At 51.9% G+C, this 21,200-nt stretch carries 21 protein-coding genes; 10 read left to right on the forward strand and 11 right to left on the reverse strand.

Features of this window, described 5'->3' with window-relative positions; genetic code table 11:
• Positions 1 to 4: 4 nt before the first annotated feature.
• On the reverse strand, positions 5 to 1,285 hold the full coding sequence (gene purD, locus PPL9_RS08265; RefSeq protein WP_057462257.1) for a phosphoribosylamine--glycine ligase: 1,281 nt from the start codon (positions 1,283 to 1,285) through the stop codon (positions 5 to 7).
• Between the two features lie 120 nt (positions 1,286 to 1,405).
• Between purD and PPL9_RS08270 the strand changes: the two genes are divergently transcribed.
• Both PPL9_RS08270 and ubiA read left to right on the forward strand, forming a co-directional pair.
• Positions 1,406 to 1,894, forward strand: a complete 489-nt coding sequence (locus PPL9_RS08270; RefSeq protein WP_057462258.1) for a hypothetical protein — start codon at positions 1,406 to 1,408, stop codon at positions 1,892 to 1,894.
• 70 nt (positions 1,895 to 1,964) lie between these two features.
• The gene (ubiA, locus tag PPL9_RS08275) at positions 1,965 to 2,909 is read left to right on the forward strand and encodes a 4-hydroxybenzoate octaprenyltransferase (protein WP_057462259.1); all 945 of its coding nucleotides are present in this window, start codon (positions 1,965 to 1,967) and stop codon (positions 2,907 to 2,909) included.
• A gap of 5 nt (positions 2,910 to 2,914) precedes the next feature.
• Here ubiA and PPL9_RS08280 read toward each other — a convergent pair whose 3' ends face one another.
• Entirely contained in the window at positions 2,915 to 3,514 is a 600-nt protein-coding gene (locus PPL9_RS08280) for a DUF6101 family protein (RefSeq protein WP_057462260.1), read from the reverse strand.
• Positions 3,515 to 3,831: 317 nt separating this feature from the next.
• Here PPL9_RS08280 and PPL9_RS08285 point away from each other — a divergent pair, with 317 nt between their 5' ends.
• From PPL9_RS08285 to lpxK, 6 genes are read left to right on the forward strand one after another with little or no spacing between them, the layout of a single operon-like run.
• Positions 3,832 to 5,175, forward strand: coding sequence for a TldD/PmbA family protein (locus tag PPL9_RS08285; RefSeq protein WP_057462261.1), 1,344 nt, complete (start codon positions 3,832 to 3,834; stop codon positions 5,173 to 5,175).
• A complete protein-coding gene (locus PPL9_RS08290; RefSeq protein ID WP_057462262.1) occupies positions 5,162 to 5,956 on the forward strand; it encodes a 3'(2'),5'-bisphosphate nucleotidase CysQ in 795 nt (264 codons plus the stop codon). Before PPL9_RS08285 ends, PPL9_RS08290 begins: the two co-directional genes overlap by 14 nt.
• A gap of 50 nt (positions 5,957 to 6,006) precedes the next feature.
• On the forward strand, positions 6,007 to 6,249 hold the full coding sequence (locus PPL9_RS08295) for a DUF4170 domain-containing protein (RefSeq protein ID WP_057462263.1): 243 nt from the start codon (positions 6,007 to 6,009) through the stop codon (positions 6,247 to 6,249).
• Positions 6,250 to 6,297: 48 nt separating this feature from the next.
• Entirely contained in the window at positions 6,298 to 6,993 is a 696-nt protein-coding gene (locus tag PPL9_RS08300) for a lysophospholipid acyltransferase family protein (RefSeq protein ID WP_057462264.1), read from the forward strand.
• Between the two features lie 24 nt (positions 6,994 to 7,017).
• Positions 7,018 to 8,316 (forward strand): 3-deoxy-D-manno-octulosonic acid transferase, encoded by a 1,299-nt coding sequence (locus PPL9_RS08305; protein ID WP_057462265.1) that lies wholly within the window; start codon positions 7,018 to 7,020, stop codon positions 8,314 to 8,316.
• Positions 8,313 to 9,326: a tetraacyldisaccharide 4'-kinase gene (gene lpxK, locus PPL9_RS08310; RefSeq protein ID WP_057462266.1), complete on the forward strand. Its 1,014-nt coding sequence runs from the start codon at positions 8,313 to 8,315 to the stop codon at positions 9,324 to 9,326. Before PPL9_RS08305 ends, lpxK begins: the two co-directional genes overlap by 4 nt.
• Here lpxK and PPL9_RS08315 read toward each other — a convergent pair.
• The 5 genes from PPL9_RS08315 to PPL9_RS08335 form a co-directional block, all read right to left on the reverse strand.
• Complete coding sequence (locus tag PPL9_RS08315; protein ID WP_152986638.1) at positions 9,323 to 9,544, reverse strand: DUF2093 domain-containing protein; 222 nt, start codon at positions 9,542 to 9,544, stop codon at positions 9,323 to 9,325. The genes lpxK and PPL9_RS08315 overlap by 4 nt on opposite strands.
• Before the next feature lie 104 nt (positions 9,545 to 9,648).
• Positions 9,649 to 11,013: an MATE family efflux transporter gene (locus tag PPL9_RS08320; RefSeq protein WP_057462268.1), complete on the reverse strand. Its 1,365-nt coding sequence runs from the start codon at positions 11,011 to 11,013 to the stop codon at positions 9,649 to 9,651.
• Between the two features lie 6 nt (positions 11,014 to 11,019).
• Complete coding sequence (locus PPL9_RS08325) at positions 11,020 to 11,442, reverse strand: helix-turn-helix domain-containing protein (RefSeq protein ID WP_057462269.1); 423 nt, start codon at positions 11,440 to 11,442, stop codon at positions 11,020 to 11,022.
• 146 nt (positions 11,443 to 11,588) lie between these two features.
• Positions 11,589 to 13,367, reverse strand: a complete 1,779-nt coding sequence (locus PPL9_RS08330; protein WP_057462270.1) for a monovalent cation:proton antiporter-2 (CPA2) family protein — start codon at positions 13,365 to 13,367, stop codon at positions 11,589 to 11,591.
• A 114-nt stretch (positions 13,368 to 13,481) separates the two neighbouring features.
• Positions 13,482 to 15,386 (reverse strand): monovalent cation:proton antiporter-2 (CPA2) family protein, encoded by a 1,905-nt coding sequence (locus PPL9_RS08335; RefSeq protein WP_057462285.1) that lies wholly within the window; start codon positions 15,384 to 15,386, stop codon positions 13,482 to 13,484.
• A gap of 217 nt (positions 15,387 to 15,603) precedes the next feature.
• On the opposite strand from PPL9_RS08335, the gene PPL9_RS08340 reads away from it, so the two are divergent.
• Entirely contained in the window at positions 15,604 to 16,353 is a 750-nt protein-coding gene (locus PPL9_RS08340) for a transglutaminase family protein (protein ID WP_057462271.1), read from the forward strand.
• Between the two features lie 67 nt (positions 16,354 to 16,420).
• Here the strand turns inward: PPL9_RS08340 and tldD are convergent, their stop codons facing one another.
• The 3 genes from tldD to PPL9_RS08355 all read right to left on the reverse strand — a co-directional run bounded on the left by tldD (position 16,421) and on the right by PPL9_RS08355 (position 19,180).
• Positions 16,421 to 17,845, reverse strand: a complete 1,425-nt coding sequence (gene tldD, locus PPL9_RS08345; RefSeq protein WP_057462272.1) for a metalloprotease TldD — start codon at positions 17,843 to 17,845, stop codon at positions 16,421 to 16,423.
• 115 nt (positions 17,846 to 17,960) lie between these two features.
• The gene (locus PPL9_RS08350; RefSeq protein ID WP_208989244.1) at positions 17,961 to 18,566 is read right to left on the reverse strand and encodes a LysE family translocator; all 606 of its coding nucleotides are present in this window, start codon (positions 18,564 to 18,566) and stop codon (positions 17,961 to 17,963) included.
• Complete coding sequence (locus PPL9_RS08355) at positions 18,563 to 19,180, reverse strand: LysE family translocator (RefSeq protein ID WP_208980500.1); 618 nt, start codon at positions 19,178 to 19,180, stop codon at positions 18,563 to 18,565. The genes PPL9_RS08350 and PPL9_RS08355 overlap by 4 nt, the downstream gene beginning before the upstream one ends.
• A gap of 202 nt (positions 19,181 to 19,382) precedes the next feature.
• Between PPL9_RS08355 and PPL9_RS08360 the strand changes: the two genes are divergently transcribed.
• Positions 19,383 to 19,943 carry a DinB family protein gene (locus PPL9_RS08360; protein ID WP_348271969.1) on the forward strand — a complete coding sequence of 187 codons (561 nt, stop codon included), beginning with the start codon at positions 19,383 to 19,385 and terminating at the stop codon, positions 19,941 to 19,943.
• Between the two features lie 104 nt (positions 19,944 to 20,047).
• Here the strand turns inward: PPL9_RS08360 and PPL9_RS08365 are convergent, their stop codons facing one another.
• Positions 20,048 to 20,575, reverse strand: coding sequence for an invasion associated locus B family protein (locus PPL9_RS08365; protein ID WP_057462274.1), 528 nt, complete (start codon positions 20,573 to 20,575; stop codon positions 20,048 to 20,050).
• Positions 20,576 to 21,200 lie beyond the last annotated feature (625 nt).

Below are 21,200 nucleotides of genomic sequence, written 5' to 3' on the forward strand. Positions count from 1 at the left end.
CGGATCAGTCCTGCTGTTCACGCTCAACAGCACGCCAGCCAATATCTTTGCGGTAGAACCCGCCCGGCCAGTCGATCTTTTCAACAGCCGCATATGCTTTTTCACGCGCTTGAGAAACAGTCGCCGCCCGCGCTGTGATGTTTAGAACCCGCCCGCCATTGGACAGCAGTTTCTCATCAGCAACCACGGTGCCTGCGTGGAAGATCTCTACGTCTGGATCAGCTGCAGCTTCTACCAGACCTTTGATCTCACTCAACTTCTCATAGGAACCCGGATAGCCATTGGTCGCCATCACAACAGTGATCGCTGGATCTGTATGCCATTCCGCATCCACCAGATCCAATGTCCCTTCAGCGCAGCCAAGCAGAATCGGCAACAGATCAGTCTTCAGGCGCATCATCAGAACCTGACATTCCGGATCGCCAAAGCGCACGTTATACTCAATCAGCTTCGGACCGTCCTTGGTGATCATCAAACCCGCATAAAGCACGCCTTTGAACGGGCAACCCTGCGCTTTCATGTCTGCAATGGTTGGGTGGATGATCTCTCTCATCACCCGGTCCATCATCTCCTCGGTCATCACAGGGGCAGGGGAGTAAGCACCCATGCCACCAGTGTTCGGGCCTTCATCACCATCGAACGCCCGTTTGTGATCCTGTGCTGTCGCCAGCGGGAGAGCATTCTTACCGTCTGAAAGAACAAAGAAGCTGGCTTCTTCGCCTTCAAGGAATTCTTCAACAACCACTTCTGCGCCAGCAGCACCGAAGGCACCGTCAAAGCAGCTATCGACTGCATCGAGTGCTTCCTGCTCGTTCATGGCCATGATGACGCCCTTACCTGCAGCAAGGCCATCTGCCTTCACCACGATCGGAGCGCCTTGCTCTCGAATGTAGGACTTGGCAGCCTCGGCATTGTCAAACCGGCCATACGCAGCGGTTGGCACATTTGCGCGGGAGCACATGTCCTTGGTGAAGCCTTTGGACCCTTCCAGCTGCGCAGCAGCAGAAGATGGACCAAATACACGAAGGCCAGCATGGGTAAGACTGTCAGACAGGCCATCAACCAGTGGAGCTTCCGGGCCGATTACAACAAAATTGATGTCGTGGAGGCGGCAGAACTCGATAACACTGCGATGATCAGTCGGGTCCAGTGCAATACACTTGGCAAATTGTTCGATGCCTGCATTGCCCGGGGCAACAAACAGCTCGTTTAGCACCGGAGATTTCGCCAGAGACCATGCCAGCGCATGTTCACGCCCGCCAGAACCGATCAGCAGAATATTCATTGAAGTAGACCCTGAAAATAAGAAGGGAACAGGTTCCCCAGTTGTGCGTCTAGGATGTGATGCAGCCTGTAGCATGAGTATGGCTCACAGTAAACGAACAACAGCTCTGGAGAGACCAAAATGCCCCGTCCATCAGTCGAACTGTTGCTGGTTACACCACTGTTTATGAATGAATTCTTCGAGCTGCTGGCAAAATGGGGAGAGCAAGACACCCTTTCAGAGCCGGTTCGTTCACTGGAAGAAACTGCCCGCAGGTTGCTGGTTGACCCAAGTGCAGGGCAGGCATGGTTGGTCAGGAGCACTGGAAAAAGCCTCGGGTTTGTGCTTGTAAGCTACCGGTACAGTATCCGGGCCGGTGGCAAAGTCGGGTTCATAGAGCAGGTGGCGCTCGCTCCAATGGAAGGGATTGAGCGGCTGTTACCGCCTGTACTGCAGGCACTGGAGGATGATCTGGCACAAAAGTCGGTCGTTAAGATGGAAGTTTCGCTGAAGAGACCAGAGCGAAAGACCAGAAAACAGTTCTTCGAGGAATTTGGCTTCTTGACGCAAAGTGTTGATCTGTTGGAAAAGACAATTCACTACGAAGAGGAATTTCCTCTCAGCTTTTAGAGCCAAATTGGATCTGGCTGCAAAAATGCAAGAGAATGCAGACAGACTCTAAGAATACGGTGAGGTGGCAATGTTCAATACCAAAGACACTGGTCCAGTTGCAGATGCAGTAAAGCGTCATTGGGTTGATACGCGCTTGCCGCCAGGCCTTCGCCCCTTTGCTCGTCTTGCCAGGTGGGAGCGGCCAATCGGCTGGTATCTGCTTATGTGGCCGTGTTTGTGGTCTCTGGCCCTTGCATCGAATGCAGCAGGATCTGCCATCCCAAACATCTGGTACGCTGTGCTGATGTTTATCGGCGCAGTGGCAATGCGCGGCGCAGGTTGCACCTACAACGATATTGTAGACAAGGATATTGACGATAAGGTCGAGCGTACACGTTCGCGTCCAATCCCCTCAGGTCAGGTCTCCAGCAAACAAGCCAAAATCTTTATGGCACTGCAAGCGCTCGCCGGTTTGATCGTACTGCTGCAGTTCAACACCTTCACCATCGTCCTGGGCATATCCTCTCTGGCAATTGTTGCTGCCTACCCATTCATGAAACGCATCACCGACTGGCCACAGTTCGTGCTTGGTCTGGCGTTCTCCTGGGGGGCATTGATGGGATGGGCCGCAGTCTTTGGCAGTCTGTCACTGGCACCGGTACTGCTGTATTGCGGGGGTATCCTCTGGACAATCGGCTACGACACCATCTACGCCCATCAGGATAAAGAGGACGACGCTTTGGTCGGCGTGCGCTCAACAGCGCGATTGTTTGGCGAAAAAACCCGTCAGGCTCTGGTCATTCTTTATGGCGCAACAGTTGTTCTGTTTGCAGGAGCCTTCATTGCAGCAGGCAGTGGCCCGCTTGCATTTGCCGGATTGGCGCTCGGTGCATTTCACTTGCTGAACCAGATCCGCGTGTTGGACATTGATGATGGCGACCAGTGCCTTCAGCTCTTCAAGTCCAACTCAACCTTCGGCTTGATCCTGTTTATCGGATTGGTGCTGGACGGCCTCGCGGCCTATTACCTTTAAGAGTTTCAGCGCCGTAAAGATGTGAAACGGCGGGAGCTGGCAAATATCTTCTGCAGCCGTGTTGGCTTGCCTGTTTCGCGGCCAACAAGAAAACGCGGACGTCGTCCAGTCAACGCTCGAAGCTTTCTGCGTGGCAGTGCCTCACCTTTGGAGCATGTGTTAAGCCCAAGACGTGCCAGTTTGGAGGTGCCATCGCTGTCGATCATGAGAAGCGGCAGTGCCAAAACATCTGACCAGGCTTCCCAATAATCCGCTGTCAGCTCCATATCTGTGCTGGTATAAAGCGGAATGCTCAAAGCATGATCGCGATGCAGCAAAATGACCTGATACTCCAGCTCATCGCTGATCTCGCTGACTGTCGCTCTCGCTCCAACACCAGAGTAAGACCCAAGCGGAACCGTTAAGGTAAGCGGAAGCCCACCCATCTCACGGCGAATAAGCACCTTGTCCGGATCAATGCGAATATCGGATCTGTTAACGCCCGGTGTTTCAAGAAGATCATCAGGAAGGTCCGCTTGCATGCGAAACGGCAGCGATACACTCACACGATTAATGTGGTTGTCGTTGCTCGCAAGGCCCAAAAACTGCGATTTGTAGTTGATCACGGAACTGCCCCTCCCTCCACAGGTGTGGAGGTTTCAATTCATCTTCTTTTCAAACTAGAGGAAAATTACAGGGTAGAATCTGCGTAAGTCCTTAACTCGAATGGTTAAAAAACTCTGATTTTAAAGAGGCTTAGCGAACCTCTTCCGAATTTGCTAAAATTCTAACTATCTTTAAGTGGGCTCACCTATGTGCAAAGTCATGCCCAGCAAGCCGCTGCAATTTCTGCGTACAGCCCCGCGATTATTGGCAGGTGTGCTTGCTCTTGAGACAGGCACGCCCTAAACACGAAGAGCAAGAAAATAGGAGGTCCATGCGAATGTCTGACGCAATTGCCAATTCAAAGCTTGAAGAGCAGGCAGTGAGCTTGGTGGAAGCTGCAAAAGCAGCCGGCGCCGATGCAGCAGACGCAATCGCAGTTACGGGCATGTCATTGTCTGTTTCCGTGCGCGAAGGCAAGGTTGAAAACACCGACCGCGCAGAAGGCAACGACGTCACACTCCGCGTATTTGTCGGCAAGCAGGTTGCCAGCATTTCATCCAATGCGAGTGACGATCCTGCTGAGCTTGCTGCCCGTGCCGTTGAAATGGCGAAAGTCACGCCGGAAGATCCATACGCTGGGCTTGCTGAACCTGAGCGTCTCCTGAAAGACATCCCGCAACTGGACCTTATAGATCCACGTGAGGTGAATGCCGAGGAGCTGACCAGAACTGCCCTCGACGCAGAAGCTGCGGCTCTTGCTGTTGAAGGTGTTTCCAAATCAGGCGGTGCTGGCGCAAGCTGGGGGCTCTCTGGCATCGTACTTGTCACAAGCCATGGCTTCGTTGGTGCCTATCAACGCTCTCGTTCAGGCTTCTCCATGACTGCCATTGCTGGTGAAGGCACCGGCATGGAGCGTGATTACGAATTCGATTCCCGTACCTATTGGGATGATCTGATGTCTGCGGAAGAAGTTGGCCGGATTGCAGCAGAGCGCACCGTGCGCCGCCTCAATCCACGTCAGCTGGAAACTCGCAAGGCGCCAGTGGTTTATGAACCACGCACAGCGCGCTCCCTGCTTGGTCACTTTGCAGGCGCGATCAACGGAGCCTCAATCGCCCGTGGAACCAGCTTCTTAAAAGATAAAATGGGCCAGCAGGTCTTCGGGAAAGGCATCACCATCTCCGATGACCCGTTTAAGGCGCGCGGCGGTGGCACAGCTCCGTTTGATGCGGAAGGCACCGGTGCTGAATACCTCAACATGATTGAAGATGGTATTCTGGGCCATTGGTTCCTTGACGGATATGCAGCGCGTGAGCTTGGCCTGACCTCAAATGGCCGTGCACGCCGTTCCGGGTCCTCCACCTCTCCAAGCGCAACCAATCTGACGCTTCAGGCGGGTGAGAAAACACCGGAAGAAATCTTAAGAGATATCGGCGAAGGTTTGCTGGTAACGGATTTGATTGGTCACGGTGCAAACGGTGTAACAGGTGACTACTCCCGAGGAGCCTCTGGCTACTGGGTCGAAAATGGCGAAATCGCCTATCCAGTGAGCGAAATCACCATCGCAGGCAACCTCAAGGACATGTTCCTGAACCTGACACCGGCATCTGATCTGGACGAACGATATGCAGTAGCCACGCCAACAGTGGTTATCGAAGGACTGACGATTGCTGGAAGCTAACAAATATAGCGTGCAGGAAGATTTAGAGCTGTTGGTTTCAGCAGCTCTGGAGGGCGGCAAGATCGCCCTTTCTTATTTTGGGAACTCACCAAAAAACTGGACCAAAGAAGGCGACTCGCCTGTATCTGTCGCTGACATCGAAGTTGATCAGTTTCTGGTATCTAAATTGCGCGAAGCACGCCCCGACTATGGCTGGCTCTCGGAAGAAACCGAAGACGATCTGGTCCGTAAAGACTATGAGACAGTGTTTATCATCGACCCGATTGATGGAACTCGTGCGTTTTTGAATGGACGTGATGAGTGGTGCCTGTCGCTGGCAGTGGTCAAAAAGGGTCGCCCCACAGCTGGCGTAATTTTTTGCCCGGTGCGTGATGAGCTTTACACCTCCGTAGAGGGAGGAGGCAGCTATCTCAATCAGCAAAAGATTGCGGTTTCAGACCGTCCGCCCGTCACCGGCGCCTACATCGCAGGGCCAGTCAGCTTCCTTGAAAAAGAAGGCGTAAAGAGTGAGCAGATTCGGTTCAGTCCTTATCTGGGTTCACTTGCCTACCGTTTTGCACTGGTTGCCTGTGGGAAATTGGATGCAGGTCTGGCGCGTGCAAGAGCCCGCGATTGGGACCTTGCCGCAGCGGATTTAATCATCAGTGAGGCTGGCGGCCAGTTAGTAGACTTGTCTGGATCGACCCTCTACTACAATAAAACTAGAACAAATCACCCCGGACTAGTGGCATCTTCTGCCAAATTGTTTAAAAGGCTTCAGGGAATATCCGTAGAGGATTAATCCTTATCGGTTTCCGGTCGGACTCTCTGTGAAGAAGGTGAGCGAACACTATGAGTGCTCAAGAAGAAAACCAACAGCTACTTCACCTCGTGTTTGGTGGTGAATTAGAAGATATCAGCAATGTTCGCTTTAAGGATCTTAAGGATCTGGACATTGTAGGCATCTACCCGAACTACGCTGAGGCACACGTCGCGTGGAAAGCAAAGGCGCAAGGTACTGTTGATAACGCATTGATGCGTTACTTTATTGTACACATGCACCGTCTGCTTGATCCGGGCGCAGAAACCAAGTAAGTACTGCGCCTCCCGGGAATTCTGCCCGAACTCAAATGGGCTTGTGAAATGTTGAAAAAACTAGGCAAACACCCGCTTGTCATGAAGCTTGCGGGCACTGCCATGGCGTATTATCTGCTCTTTGTTTACAAGAGCAGTAAACTCACCATTGATCCTCCTGAGGTTTATGAGGAACATGAGGAGGGTGCACCATTCATCGCGTCCATGTGGCACGGTCAGCATTTCATGTTGCCCTTTGCTTGTCCAAAGCACTGGGATATCAGGGTTATGATTTCTCGCAGTGCTGACGGCGAGATGCAAGCGGTTTGCGCATCAAAACTGGGGCTCGGTACAATCCGGGCCGCTGGTGCGCAGCGCTCCAGCCAAATCAAGAAACGTGGAGGCATGCGCGGCTTTATTGAAGCTGTGCGCGTGCTCAAAGCAGGCGCCACAGTCTCCATGACGGCAGACGTGCCCAAAGGCCCTGCACGTAAGGCTGGCAAAGGCATAGTGCAACTGGCTAAGCACTCCGGTCGGCCAATCCTGCCCGTAGCAATGGCAACCAGCCGCCATTATGACCTTGATACTTGGGATAAGGCATCCATCAATTTGCCGTTCAGCCATATTGGGTTATGCTTTGGTAAACCTATTCCGGTGCCAGCTGATGCAAGCGATGAACAGGTCGAGGAAATTCGTCAGCGTCTGGAAAACAGCATGAACGAAATAACTGACAAAGCTTACGCAATCGCCAAATCAGGCAAATAATAAACACTGGCAGAACTGGGTCCCATGAGTTCAGTGATCTTCAGAGTCTATCAAGGTCTTGGCCGTCTGGCCGCGCCGCTCCTTGTTGGCTTGTATAAATTGCGCGCCCGCCAGGGCAAAGAAGATCAGAACCGCAAAGGGGAACGGTTTGGTGTCGCCTCGAAAGAGCGGCCATCTGGAAACCTGATCTGGATCCACGCAGCAAGTGTAGGGGAGGCCAACGCCGTCCTGCCGCTTGCAAAGCAGGTCGTCGACGGTGGTTCCAAAGTTTTGCTGACAACAGCGACACTGACATCTGCGCAGGTGGTTGAAGCCTCAGCGCCTGAAGGCGTGATCCATCAGTTTGTTCCTTATGATACGCGCGGCAACATCAAGAGATTTCTGAACCACTGGTCACCTTGTCTGGCAATCACAGTTGAATCAGAAATCTGGCCGGCAACATTCCATGAGTTGGAAAAGCGGCAAATCCCACTGATCATCGTCAATGGACGCATGTCAGAAGGCTCCTTCTCAAATTGGAACCGTGTTCCCTCCTTTGCCCATTCAGTCTTTGGAACCGTCGATTGCGTGCTCGCCCAGTCAGATGATGATGCGGCCCGGTTCAAGCAACTGGGAGCAATCCGCGTCAGACCTACGGGCAATATCAAGTTTGACGGCAATGTTCCTGAGTGCGATCCGGTAGAACTCGCTGACTTCAAAGATCAGCTCGAAGGTCGCCCACGATGGCTTGCAGCCAGTACGCACCCAGAAGAAGAAGTTGAAGTTGCCAAGGCTCATCAAGAGCTCAAGCACAAGTTTGATCGCTTGCTGACGATTATCGTTCCAAGGCATCCGGTCCGGGCACAGGAAATCCGCGAAGAGCTGGAGCAGATGGGCCTTGTGTGCACTCAGCGCTCTCGGGGCGAAGCCACTACCAATGCGACCGATATCTATATAGCTGACACGCTCGGCGAGCTTGGCTTGTTCTATCGTGTTGCGCCGATTGTGTTTATGGGCGGTTCCCTGAGGCCAATCGGTGGGCATAACCTCCTTGAACCGGCTCAAGTAGGCTGCGCCATCCTATCTGGTGTGCATACTCAAAATTTCGCATGGATCTATCGCCACTTCTCAAAGGAAGAAGGCGTTCTTCTGGTACACAACACCAGTGAGTTGGCCGATCAGATCGAAAACCTGCTTCACAACCCTGCGGAAGTTCAAACGCGTGCTGACACAGCAAAAGCGTTGGTCGAATCTGGACGGGGTGCTCTGGCAGCGACCCAGCTTGAGCTGCAGCAATATCTGCCTGTAAAGCAGCCAGAGCAGCAGGGAAGGAGTAGACGATGAACGCTCCTGACTTTTGGTGGACGAAAAACGGAAACTGGCAAGCCAAACTCTTGAGCCCTTTGGGTGCGCTCTACGGCTACATGGCGACACGTCGTTTCAGGTACAATCCCAGATACAAAGCCCGTCAACCTGTCATTTGCATTGGCAACTTTACAGCAGGCGGTACCGGTAAAACACCATTTGCGCTGGCGTTGAATGCTCTGTTGAAAGAGGCTGGCCACAAACCCGGTTTTCTTCTGCGTGGCTACGGAGGTTCGATTAAAGGACCGCTGCTCGTAGAGCCGTCAAAATATGCCGCCGCAGAAGTCGGCGATGAAGCGATGTTATTGGCACGCCGCGGCCCAACTGTGATCTCTGCTGATCGCACAGCTGGTGCCAAGCTTCTGGAAGAGCAGGATATTTCTGTCATCATTATGGATGATGGATTCCAGAACCCGTCTTTGCATAAGGACTTCTCCATCGTTCTTCTGGATGCGAAGACCGGTATTGGCAATGCCAGATGTATTCCGGCTGGTCCATTGAGAATGCCGTTCAAGAAACAGCTGCAACGGGTTGGCCTGCTGATGGTTGTAGGTGAGGGCGATGCGAGTATCGCTCAGCAACAGGCGGCACGCCAGGCTGGGATCGATTTAATGCACGCTGCAATCCGCCCTGTGTCCGCAGATGCCTTAGACGGGGAGCGCGTGCTTGCATTTGCAGGAATTGGTCGTCCTGAAAAGCTATATGCCAGCTTGCGGGAGGTTGGAGCTGAGGTCGTTGAGACCATGTCCTTCCCGGATCATCATTACTTCACGAAAGACGATGCGCGCCTGATACTGCGTGAAGCTGAAACGCAGGACTTGCTGCCAATCACGACCACAAAAGATTACGTGCGTTTGGATGGCCGCGAAGAGCAATCTATTGCGCGGCTTGCAAGCGTGGCAAGTGTGTTGGAAGTGGAGATGAAAATCGCTGATCCAGACGCCCTCATCGAGCGCCTGAAACCTGTGTTGGACTGCGAAAAGCCTTAGGCTTGTAGGCCGTTGCTCTCATAGGCTTTAAGGGCAGCATCTGCATCAATGTACGCTTCCTGGCGAGATACACTCCAGTACTTGAGTTCTTCAAGCATGATCGTTTTGCCAGAAATCGCACACTTCACAAAGTTACCGGGTGCTTTCACCTGATAATCACCATCCAGATATTGGATACGTGCTTCTGTTGGAACGCGTGGCTGTTCAAAACGGTTCATTATTTCAGCATCCAGAGTTGTTGTGTTTTTCCTTTCTTACCGCTCAAACCTTAAAAAGGCCAGCGGTAAGAACATGCATCTTATGCAAATAAATTTGGCAGCATTTATGCAGTTGCCAGTTTTTCCTTGCGGATTTTTTCAATGGTTCGCCAGCAAACATATTGGGCCAGAAAGGCGAAAACAACGCCGCCAATGGCTTGTCCTGCCAGAACACCGTTTGCCTGATAGAAGTAAGCACCGGCAATGGTGAACGGGATAGTCCCAAGAGTTGCTCTGCCCCAGTTGAATAGCATGGAGTAAATTGGGAAGCCCAGATTGTTGAAGACTGCATTGGTGACAAACAAAGCAGCATTGAACAGGAAACCAGCTGCTGCAAATGTGCAGAAGAAGAAGACCAGCGAAGCACTGTCGCCCTCAGCATTGAAGAACTGCACCAATGGCTCCTGCAACACAAACAGCAAACCCCAGGCTGACAGCGTGTATATCACGATCAGTAAAAGAGAATCTTTCACAACCTTGCTAAGCCGGTCGAATTCCATGGCCCCAAAATTCTGGCCAATAATAGGACCAACTGCACCGGAAAGAGCGAACAGAGCACCAAAAGCAACAGGAATAATCCGGCCAACAATCGCAAAGCCCGCGACAGCTCCATCACCAAACTGAGCCATTTCCGCAATAATCCAGGCATTGCCTGCTGGTGTTGCAATGTTGGTCAACATGGCTGGTGTCGCCACTTTGAACAGATCGACCGTATCGCTGACAGTCTTCGAAATCTCAGGCTTGCCGAGCATGTTGTGCTTGATGATCAGGATATAAAGGCCAACACCAACCATCACCAGGCGAGAAACAACAGAAGCGATTGCAGCACCAGTGATGCCCATATCAAACCCGAAAATGAGGATCGGATCTAAAATGGCTGTCACAAAGCCGCTGGATAAGGTCACAAACATCGCGCCACGTGCATCGCCCACGGATCTCAACAGTGCAGAAAGTACCATCGCACCAACGAGGAACGGCATGGAAGGCACGACGATGTAAAGGAAGAGCAACGTAAAATCGAGCGTACGCCCAGACGCCCCGAGCAACATCGCCAGATCATCCAGAAACGCCAGACTACCTGCCACGACAGCGAGTGATATCAGTGTTGATATTATAAGCGACATGCTCACAAGGCGGTGCGCGCCTTTCACATCACCTTGCCCGATACGCCGGGCAACGGAAGCGCTGGCGGCAATGGAAAGTCCAATGCCAATGGCAGAGTTGAAAAACATGATGGTTCCGGCATAGCCAATTGCCGCCGCAAGTTCTTCAATACCCAATTGCGCGATGTAAAAAAGGTTTGCAAAATCAACGAGGAAAATAGCAATCAATCCGACTGAGCCGGTGGATGTCATCACCAGCACATGGCGCATGGTCGAGCCATAGGTGAATTTTGCATCCCGTGTGCCGGATGAAGTTGGTCTGGACATAAAAACTCACTTTTGGCGATGCTGATAGCAATCGCAAGAGAGGGCCTCAATGACCCTGCAATCGTGTATCTTTCCGCTGGAACAGTGTTTCAGCATCTTCTTCAGCTCGGTTTGTAGGCTTTGGAGACGAATAATTTTGTCTTCCACCTCAGTCAGGTGAGCCCGTGCAATCTCGTCTGCACCTTCGCAGTCATCCTCCGGGTGTTCCTTAAGCAGCATAAGGCTCTCGATCATTTCCAAAGAGAAACCGAGATCACGGCCATGACGGATGAAAGAAAGTCGGTTCAGGTGGTCTTCGCCATAACGACGCTGACCGCCCTCAGTGCGCGGAGGTTCCGGAAGCAGCTTTTTTTGCTCGTAAAAACGAATAGTCTGGACTTTAACGCCAGCCTTCTTCGCAAGATCACCGATTGAGTATTCACCAGCCATATCGAACCATACGGATTAATGTGGTCTCTGCGAGAAAGCAGTGCCGCAGATCACGAAATGTTGAAATGAGAGCGCACCACGCCCACGCAATAAATGTGCTTCAAATCAACCAGCGTCAAGAGCAGTGCTCTGATAACTTGATTTAATCAGTCAGGTTTTTCTGATTTGCTTTCATCACGTGGCGTGCGCTGGTGCAACTTGTCAGAGCCAGCAAGATCACCACCGGCAAGCTGCATTGTCAGGCGTTCATCGTCTCGTTTGCGAACATCATCTTCGACTTCGTCAATACGGTCTGACGGCAAACCAAGAAACTCAAGTGCTTTCCGACCAAAGGTCAGGCTGGACTCAAAAGTCTCGCGGATCTGATAGTCAACGCCAAGACGGGTGAGATCAAGCGCATGAGCCCGGTCCGTGGCACGGCAATAAAGGGCTGCATTGGGGAACGCGGATCTGATCTGCAAAATTGCCTGCTTCATGACGCGGTCATCTTCAATGCAAAGAGCAATCAAGGTCGCATTCTCACCACCAGCTGCCTTGAGCACGTCGGGCCGCGTCGCATCCCCGTAATAAACCCTGTAGCCATATTGGCGAGCATAGTTGATCCGATCCGGCTTGTTGTCGAGAGCTGTGACGGAAATTCCTTCAGAAGTCAGCATCTGCGCAACCATCATACCAAACCGCCCAAATCCGACAATCAATACGCTCGGGCATGCATCCTCAAAGGTCTCGATTTTATTGGTCGTGTCGCCATGCTTCTTCATCCGCTCCGCAACAAAATCCAGACCTACCGCACCAAGTGGTGTGAGCAGCATCGTCAAAATAACAATAGCGCTGAGGATATTCGCAGATTCCTCTGGCAAGATTGCCGCGGCAGTCGCCGTTGAAAACAGCACAAAGGCAAACTCCCCGCCTTGTGGCAGAGTGACTGCCACGCGCAGAGCATCAGAGTTGGAAGAGCCAAACAAACGCGACAGGCCCCAGAGCAGAACACCCTTGGTGAGCATCAGCAACACGACCGCTGAAACGACACGCTGCCAGTTTGCGACAATCAGATCAAGTTCGAGCGCCATCCCCACAGTCATGAAGAACAGACCCATGAGCATGGTGCGGAAAGGCTCAATATCCGCTTCCAGCGTATGCCGGTAGCTGGACTCTGCCAGCATCACACCAGAGAGAAAAGCACCCAACGCCATGGAGAGGCCAACAAGGCTCATCAAACCTGCACTGCCCAGAGCAACCAGCAGTGCTGCAGCAATCATCAACTCACGAGCGCCAGAAGCCGTCAAAAGCTTGAAGAGGGGAGAAAGCAGGAAGCGGCCCGCAAAGATCACAAAGCCAACAGCAGCGACAACCGTGATCACCTGCATGGCAATGGAAGCTTCTTCCACATCCGCTTCAGCAGGGGCCAGAATGCTGACCATGGCAAGCAGAGGCACAATAGCCATGTCCTGCAGCAGCAAGATGCCGAAGGCCCGTTGGCCATACTTGGTGCTCAGGTGTCCGCGCTCCTGCAGCATTTGCAAGGCAAAGGCCGTGGATGACAAAGCAAGACCAAGCCCGGCGATCAGGGCAACCTGCCAGGACAGGCCAAACACCATAGCACCCAAGGTCAGTATCAAACCCGAGATTACAACCTGTGCTGTCCCAAGCCCGAATATGTCTCGCCGCATGGTCCATAATCGGGCAGGCTCCAGTTCCAAGCCAATCACAAACAACAGCAGAACGACCCCAAGCTCCGCGAAGCCCAGTATGCGTTCAGGCTCATTGAAGAAGCCGATGCCATAGGGGCCAATCGCCATCCCAGCTGCGAGGAAGCCGACCACAGCACCAAGGCCAAGCCGTTTGGTGATGGGCACAGCGATAACTGCAGCGGAAAGAACCACAATGGTTTCGATAAAGAACGGGGGGACGTGAGCTTCTGCCATTGGCATCCTAAAAAGCGGAATTCAAACTATTAAAACAGACATTTCTGATTTCAGTCGATTTTGAGGGGAATACCTTAATTCTATCTAAGAGAAAATGTAGTTTTCCGTATAAAGCTAGTCTGAAGATGGCTTGTGTGGTGAAGTTTTTTCAGAATTCTCTGATTGTTCCTTCTCTGCCTTCTTTTCGGCCTCCGCAAGGCGGCGTGCTGGTTCGTTCAGGGCAGTTGATTCTGATTTCGGTTTGATCAAAGGTTTCACTGGCACATCGGGCAGCTTGAATTGCTTGTAACCCGCATACAGCCCACCCACCTGCTGCAACGCCAAAAGTTCAGCATCTCTGCGCCGCACATCTGCAAGAATTTCATAGGTGCGGTCTTCATCCTCGCCCAACTCCTCCAGTATTTCCCGCCCGAACTGTAAAGCCGACTCCAGGGTCTCACGCAGTTGATAGTCTGCGCCCGCTGTCACAAGTTGAATAGCGTGACGACGATCATGCGCGCGGGCAAAGATTTTGGCGAGTGGGAATTGTGTTTTCGTCATGCGCACAATCTGGCTCGTTGTTTCGGCCCGTTCGGTACAAACCGCAATCACACTGGCATTTTCCGCCCCTGCTGCCCGCAAAACATTCAGTCGTCGCCCATCTCCGTAGTAAATCCGGTAGCCAAACCGAGAGGCCTCCCGGATATGCTGTGCGTCTGTATCCAGAACAGTCACGGTTGAGCCCTGCGCAATCAGCATCTGAGAGGCAAGCTGCCCAAAACGCCCAAATCCAATCACCAGCACATTGGTACGGCCTCCCTCTGTGTTAGGTATATCCGGTTTCACGGGCTCAGGCCTCAGCTTCACGCCAAACCATTGCGAGAGCCAAACGCTCAGCAGAGTAAACGCCATGGTGAAAGAGATGATTGCGGAGAGCAGGCTGCTCTGATGCGGGTTCAGCAAATCAACGGCGACGGATGCTGAGAAGATGACAAATCCAAACTCTCCAGCCTGAGCCAGCAAACCACCAATCTGCAAACTGTTTTCTGGCGTATGGCCGGACAGGCGGGTGACAGAAAAAATGCTCAGACACTTCACGACCATTAAACCAAAACTGCAGGCAAGCACCACCACCCAGTTCTGATAGACAAAGTTCAGGTCGATGGACATGCCGACCGTGATGAAGAAGAACCCGAGCAACAAGCCGCGAAAAGGCTCCAGATCAGCCTCAAGCTCATGCCGGAAAGAACTTTCTGCCAGCATCACACCCGCAATAAACGCGCCCAATGCACTGGAAAGACCCACCGCTTTCATCAGCGTTGCTGCGCCAAGTACTGTGAGCAATGCAGAGGCTGTCATCATCTCGCGAGCACCAATACGGGCAAACAGCCGAAACAATGGGGTGAGCAGATAGCGGCCAACAGCAACCAACAGAAGCACGGTCGAAGCCATAATCAGCGCTGTCTCCCAACCTGGCCGTTGGCCCGTGTCGATAGGAACAGGCGCCACAATCGCCATCAGCGCGAGAATGGGAACAATCATCATGTCCTGAAACAGCAAGATTGCGATAGATGTTTGCCCCATCGGCGTCGTGCGATCACCGCGGTCCTGCAAAATGCGCAAGGAAAGAGCCGTTGATGAAAGCGCGAGCGAAAGGCCAATAATGAGAGATTTTTGCCAGGTCAGTCCCGCAAAATAGATAACAAGCCCGATTAAAAGCGCGGAAAACCCTACTTGAGCTGACCCTGAGCCAAAAATCTCCTTACGCAAAGACCAAAGACGGCCAGGATTCAGCTCAAGCCCGATCAGAAACAGCAGCATGACCACGCCAAGCTCACCAATGGGCCGCAGCTCATCAGGAGCGCTAAAGGGACTGCCAAGATACTGCCCAATCCCCCACGGTCCTAAAATAACGCCCGCTATCAAATAGCCGACGATGGTTCCAACCCGGATCAGCTTGGCAAACGGCACCACCAGAATCGCCATGCTTAGAAACAGCATGATGTCTGTCACAAAATCCAGTTGGTGGAGTGTGATCATGAAAGGGTGCGGCTCATTATTATTTTTGCAAGAAGCTACAGACCCAGCGTAAATTCGGTTTGAATGCAATACAGACAAGCTGAGGTAAATCTTCAGCACCCTTAACGAAGTGCCAGTTTGAGCTCTCAGGTTGTAGCATAAATAGATGCAATTTAGACCTTGAACCTACAGTGACTAGAGCCTTTACAGTCGCCTTATTCTCGATTGGAGGCGCAAAATGCTAGACAAACCAAACACTCACTTAAACATCCTGCTCAAGGAAACCCCACTACTCAACTTTAGCGCGCCAACAATCCGGCAGCTCGTTGTTCAAAGGAAATGGAAGGATCTATCTCCCTTTGATCGTGCTGGAGCAGTCTACGATTTCGTCCGCAATGAAATCCTGTTTGGTTACAACAAAGCAGACAATATTCCGGCAAGTCAGGTGCTGGCTGATGGAATAGGGCAGTGCAATACCAAAGGCACACTTCTCATGGCATTGATGAGAGCCGTTGGGATTCCCTGTCGTCTGCACGGCTTCACAATCCATAAAGAACTACAGCGCGGAGTAGTGCCCGAACTGGTCTACCAGATCGCCCCAGACAACATTTTGCATTCCTGGGTGGAGATCAATCTTGAGGACCGCTGGATTAATCTGGAGGGCTTTATTCTGGACGATGCGTTTCTCTCTGCTCTTCAGCAGAAGTTTGCCCCAAGCAGACAATCCCTTTGTGGCTACGGCGTTGGCACCAACTGCCTCAGCGCGCCTCAGGTCAATTGGCGGGGGCAGGACACCTACATCCAGAAAACCGGTATTAACAATGACTTCGGAACTTATAACAGCCCGGATGATTTCTACACTGAACACATGCAGGCGTTCTCGCCAATGATGAGGGTGCTTTATGAAAACGGCATCCGTCACGTGATGAACTGGAGAACCAATCGCATTCGCGCTGGTAAAGTGCCTGCAATTCCTTTGCGGGATTAGAAGCGTCACCACAAAGAAAAAGGGGCATCTCTGCCCCTTTCAAACTCATAGAACCTGTCTGAACCAATCAGGTCGCAGTGCCACCAATCGTCATCTCGTTGATGCGCATGGTTGGCTGTCCAACACCCACTGGCACGCCTTGACCGGCTTTGCCGCAAGTTCCGATACCTGGATCCAGTTTCATGTCGTTGCCAATCATGGACACCCGTTTGAGCGCATCCGGACCGTTTCCGATCAACATCGCACCTTTCACTGGAGCGCCAATCTTTCCGTTCTGGACACGGTAGGCTTCAGTACAGGAGAACACAAACTTGCCAGAGGTGATATCAACCTGACCACCACCAAAGGAAACAGCATAAATGCCGTCTTCCAGGCTTTCGATGATCTCTTTTGGATCCTGATCACCATTCTCCATGATGGTATTGGTCATGCGTGGCAGAGGCTGGTGTGAGAAGGATTCACGGCGGCCATTACCAGTTGGCTCAACACCCATCAGGCGTGCGTTCTGGCGATCCTGCATGTATCCAACAAGAACACCATCCTCAATGAGCGTGGTTCGGCCAGTCGGCGTACCCTCATCATCAACGGAAAGAGAGCCGCGACGTTTGGAGATGGTACCGTCATCAACAATGGTCACACCTTTTGCGGCAACCTGCTGTCCCATCAAGCCTGCAAACGCCGATGTTTTCTTGCGGTTGAAGTCACCTTCAAGGCCATGCCCAACTGCTTCGTGCAGCAAAATGCCCGGCCAGCCGTTGCCAAGCACCACGTCAAACGTACCAGCAGGAGCTGGAATTGCCTCCAGATTGACCAGAGCCTGACGTAGAGCTTCTTCCACGGCATGCTGCCAGCTTGTTTCAGCAACAAACTCACCAAACCCTTCGCGGCCACCAGAGCCAAAAGAGCCAGTCTCCTGCTTGTCGCCGTCACCAGCCACAATCGAAACATTGAGGCGCACAAGCGGGCGTACATCACGAATACGATGACCATCAGCTCGCAGGATGTCCACTGTCTTCCAGCTGCCTGCCAGCGAAACAGTTACCTGCTGTACGCGCGGGTCTTTCGCACGGGCATACGCGTCAATTTCCTGCAGCAGCTGTACTTTTTCAGCAAAACTTGGGCTGCCAATCGGGTTTTCATCCGTGTAGAGCTTTTGATTGGTACGAGCTGGCGGTGCTGCATAAGTACCGGAATGACCGCTCTGGACTGAAGCAACCGCATCAGCAGCGCGTTTCAAAGCAGCCACGGAAATGTCGTCAGAATGGGCATAACCAGATGCTTCACCCACAACAGCACGCAGGCCAAATCCCTGACCAGTGCTGAACGTGGAGGACTTCAGGCGTCCATTGTCGAACACAAGCCCTTCGTTCTGGCTGTATTCCAGATAAAGTTCCCCATCATCAGCGCCTTTCAGCGCTGCCGCAGTAATCTGGCGCGCTGTCTCCTCGTCCAGTCCTGAGGTCTGGAGAAGATCAATCGGTTTATCGCTCATGGGTAAAACTCCGAAATAATGGATTTGCTCTGTTGTGGCGAACAATCCGTGCACTTTCAAGGCTTACTATTCAATAAAGGAGGCGGGAAGGCCATCGCTCCCAAGTATTTGAGGGTCAATGCAGGAAAGCGAGCACCAATCCGGCACACACCAGAACGGCCCCGGAAACTCTATCGAGCCTGAATCTTGCGGAAGGAGCAGACAGCCAGTTGCGGGAATACCCGCCAAGAACGGCGATCAATCCGTCAATTAAAATCGCCATCATAAGATAAGTCACGCCCATCACCGTAAGCTGCGGATCTGCTGGATAAGCCTTGTCAATAAACTGCGGGAAAAATGCAGCCATGAACAGCAGCGATTTTGGGTTTGAAAGACCAACAAAGAAGCCAACTTTCAAATGCTTATGGCTTCCGCTCACTACCCTGTCATGCCGCCCCGCACGCAACCAGCTAGAGATGCCCAGGTAGATTAAATAGGCCGCTCCTCCAAGCTGAATAACCTCAAAGGCATCAGGGTAGGTGCGCACCACCCAGGAAAGGCCAAGCACGACAGCAATGATCTGGACAGCTTGTGCGATTGTCATGCCAGCCATAACAATCAGGCCCGCTGAAGTGCCTTCGCGAGTGGATTTAGCCAGTATCATCATCACGTTAGGCCCGGGGATAGCCAGTAAGATGAATGTCGCTACAATAAATCCGAGATAAAGGCTGATATTCATCATCTGAAAACCAATAGTCCCATAAGGAAAACTCCGGCAGTGAGTAAAACACCACTGTTGAACCGCTTCAGCACGCCTTCAACACGTGGAGATCGAAACAACCGCTCAACCAGTCCGCCGCCCACCACAAGCGGTAGATCCAGGCAGGTCGCAATCAGAAGAAAAGTTGTACCCAGAACAACAAACTGGGCATCTACCGGATGAGCGTGATTGAGAAAATGAGGGAAAAGAGCTGCGAGAAAAATGAGAGTTTTGGGATTGGCAATGCTGATCATGAAACCTGTCAGAAAGTCAGAGCCCTGGCTGGTGGGCTCAGCAATCCTACGGCTAGCAGCTCTCCACCTTCGAAGGCCGAGATAAATCAGATAAGCCGCCCCCAAAACGGTCACAGTCTCAAAGACGTAGGGATAACTGACAATGAGCCAGGAAAGCCCAAAGGAAACCAGCACCACCTGAATGGCTTCTGCTGCTTTAACGCCAATGAGTGTAAAGAGACCAGCAAAAGTTCCTCCGGATGCGGATCTGGAAAGGATCAACATTTTACTGGCGTCAGGCACCGACATGATAATCAATGTCGTGACAACAAACGCAATATAGACATGCATTGCTATGGGCACGGATCACCTGCAAAGGTCCGGTCTGTTTGCATCAAGAGGCTGACGCTGCCGCAATCAAACAGAATGTGCTCCCATAGAAAACAGCACACCGGAATTAAGGTGCAAAAACCCTTTGCTTTGCGTGCCTCATTTTAGGAAAACTAAGAGGTCTCTTTGAAAACTGCAGAGACTGATCTCAAATTTATAAGTGACGGAAATAACAGTGCTTCAATATTTTCAAGCGCAGGCCAAAAACAACGCTTGGGCGAATTATAGGCTACTTTCCAGTTGCAAGAAGCTCTCTGAAGACGAGCTAGTTGCAAAACGGACAAGTTTTTTCCCTTCAATCCTGATGACACTGAATCACATCCTCACAGTGGATTGGTTCTATATCAGCGCTCTGGAAGGAGCGCCGCTCGGGATTAATGCATTTGATCCTGAGTACCCTTTTGAGCACCTATCACTTCTTTTCGAGGCTCAAAGAAACTCAGATCAGAAATTAATTGCACACATAGGCTCAATGGATCTCGCTGACCTCTCCAAAATACATGTGCTGAGAGATGACAAGCCTCTGAGTGAACGAGCAGACAGGCTTCTTTTGCATCTCTTTCAACATCAGATGCACCATCGCGGGCAAGTGCACGCCATGTTGAGAGGAACTTCAGTTGCACCACCTCAGCTCGATGAATTCTTTCTTAGCAACGAGATGGAACAGCAGGCCCGTAAGGATGACTTCGCCGCACTCGGGTTCTGTGAGGCTGACATCTGGCCAGATCGTGGGTGATCAGCTAGTTCGGCAGGATCTTTTCTCGCGCCTGAAAAGACAAAAGCCGAGGCGATTTTCATCATCTCGGCTTTCAGATTACATTCGAGGGCAAGCACTTACACTTAAGGCAGAGCCGCGATTGCTTCTTTCAGACCAACCAGTGAGATCGGAATGCCGATACCTTCTTCTGGTGTCTCAAAGATAATGAAAGTTGCAGTCTGACCAGTTGTGAGCTTGTCGATCAGATCCTTTTCCAGCATCGCTTCAGAAACGCAACCGCTTGGGGCAGGCAGACAGCGGATGAATGGCATCCGGCCAACATCTTTACCATCTACATTCAGACCAAGTTGCATCGGTAGCAAAACGCCAAGTGGAGCGAGAATGCGCAAAACGGTCGCTTGCTGGTCAGCCGTCTTAAGAATAATAGCTGTCAGGCCTACAGTATCACGTGCAGAATCTGTCACACTTTGAATAAGAGCACACTGCTCGACGTTAGAACCTGGGGATTTGGCGCAACGCTGCTGCCAATCACCAAACTCGCCTTTGAGTTCGCCAAGCGCTTGTTGAGCATGACCAGCTCCGGAAAATCCGGCGGCACCCGCCACTGTCACCGCAACTGATAGAGTCAGCGTGCGTAAAAACTGCTTCAAAAAACCTTCCTCCAGTTCACCGGCTGTGCAGTGTCTGTCTCCCCAGCCAGCCAGCGTGGGGTGTTTCCCTAAAATATTGGAATACCGCTCCTGACGTCAAAGCGCAAACTGGCATTCTTGGCTGTCCACTTAACTGACGAGGAAGGAGGGATCCGACTCACATTGTTCACGCCGAGGTAACGTTCCTTTTTGCCGATAAAGTGACGATTTAGTGAGTGAAATTGGACGCATGGATAGAAATGATCGATTTTCGATATAGGGAAAAGTAACTAGGTGAAAACAGCGGAGATCGTTCAAAATCCAATTGCATCTGCGGATTTCTTATGTTTTTTGTCCAACTCATTGATTCAAGTCAAATGATACTGCGACTTATAGTCGCTATAACCTTAGGGGAATCGCGTAGAAACCCTTATTGGGTTATTATGTCGCAGATATTCACGCAGGTGTGAGGACTGGTCGGACGGGCCAAAGTGGGCACCCCACATGTGTGGACAAGAAGAGGATTGCCGTTTCGGCGGCATTTAAGAGGGACAGGGAGCGCAAGACGTGATGAAGCTCTTGAAGCATCACCTGGCAACCATTGCCGCAACTATGGCAATCGGATTGACGGGTTTTATGGCAGGGG

Source organism: Pseudovibrio sp. POLY-S9, assembly GCF_001431305.1.
Classification (GTDB): Bacteria; Pseudomonadota; Alphaproteobacteria; order Rhizobiales; family Stappiaceae; genus Pseudovibrio.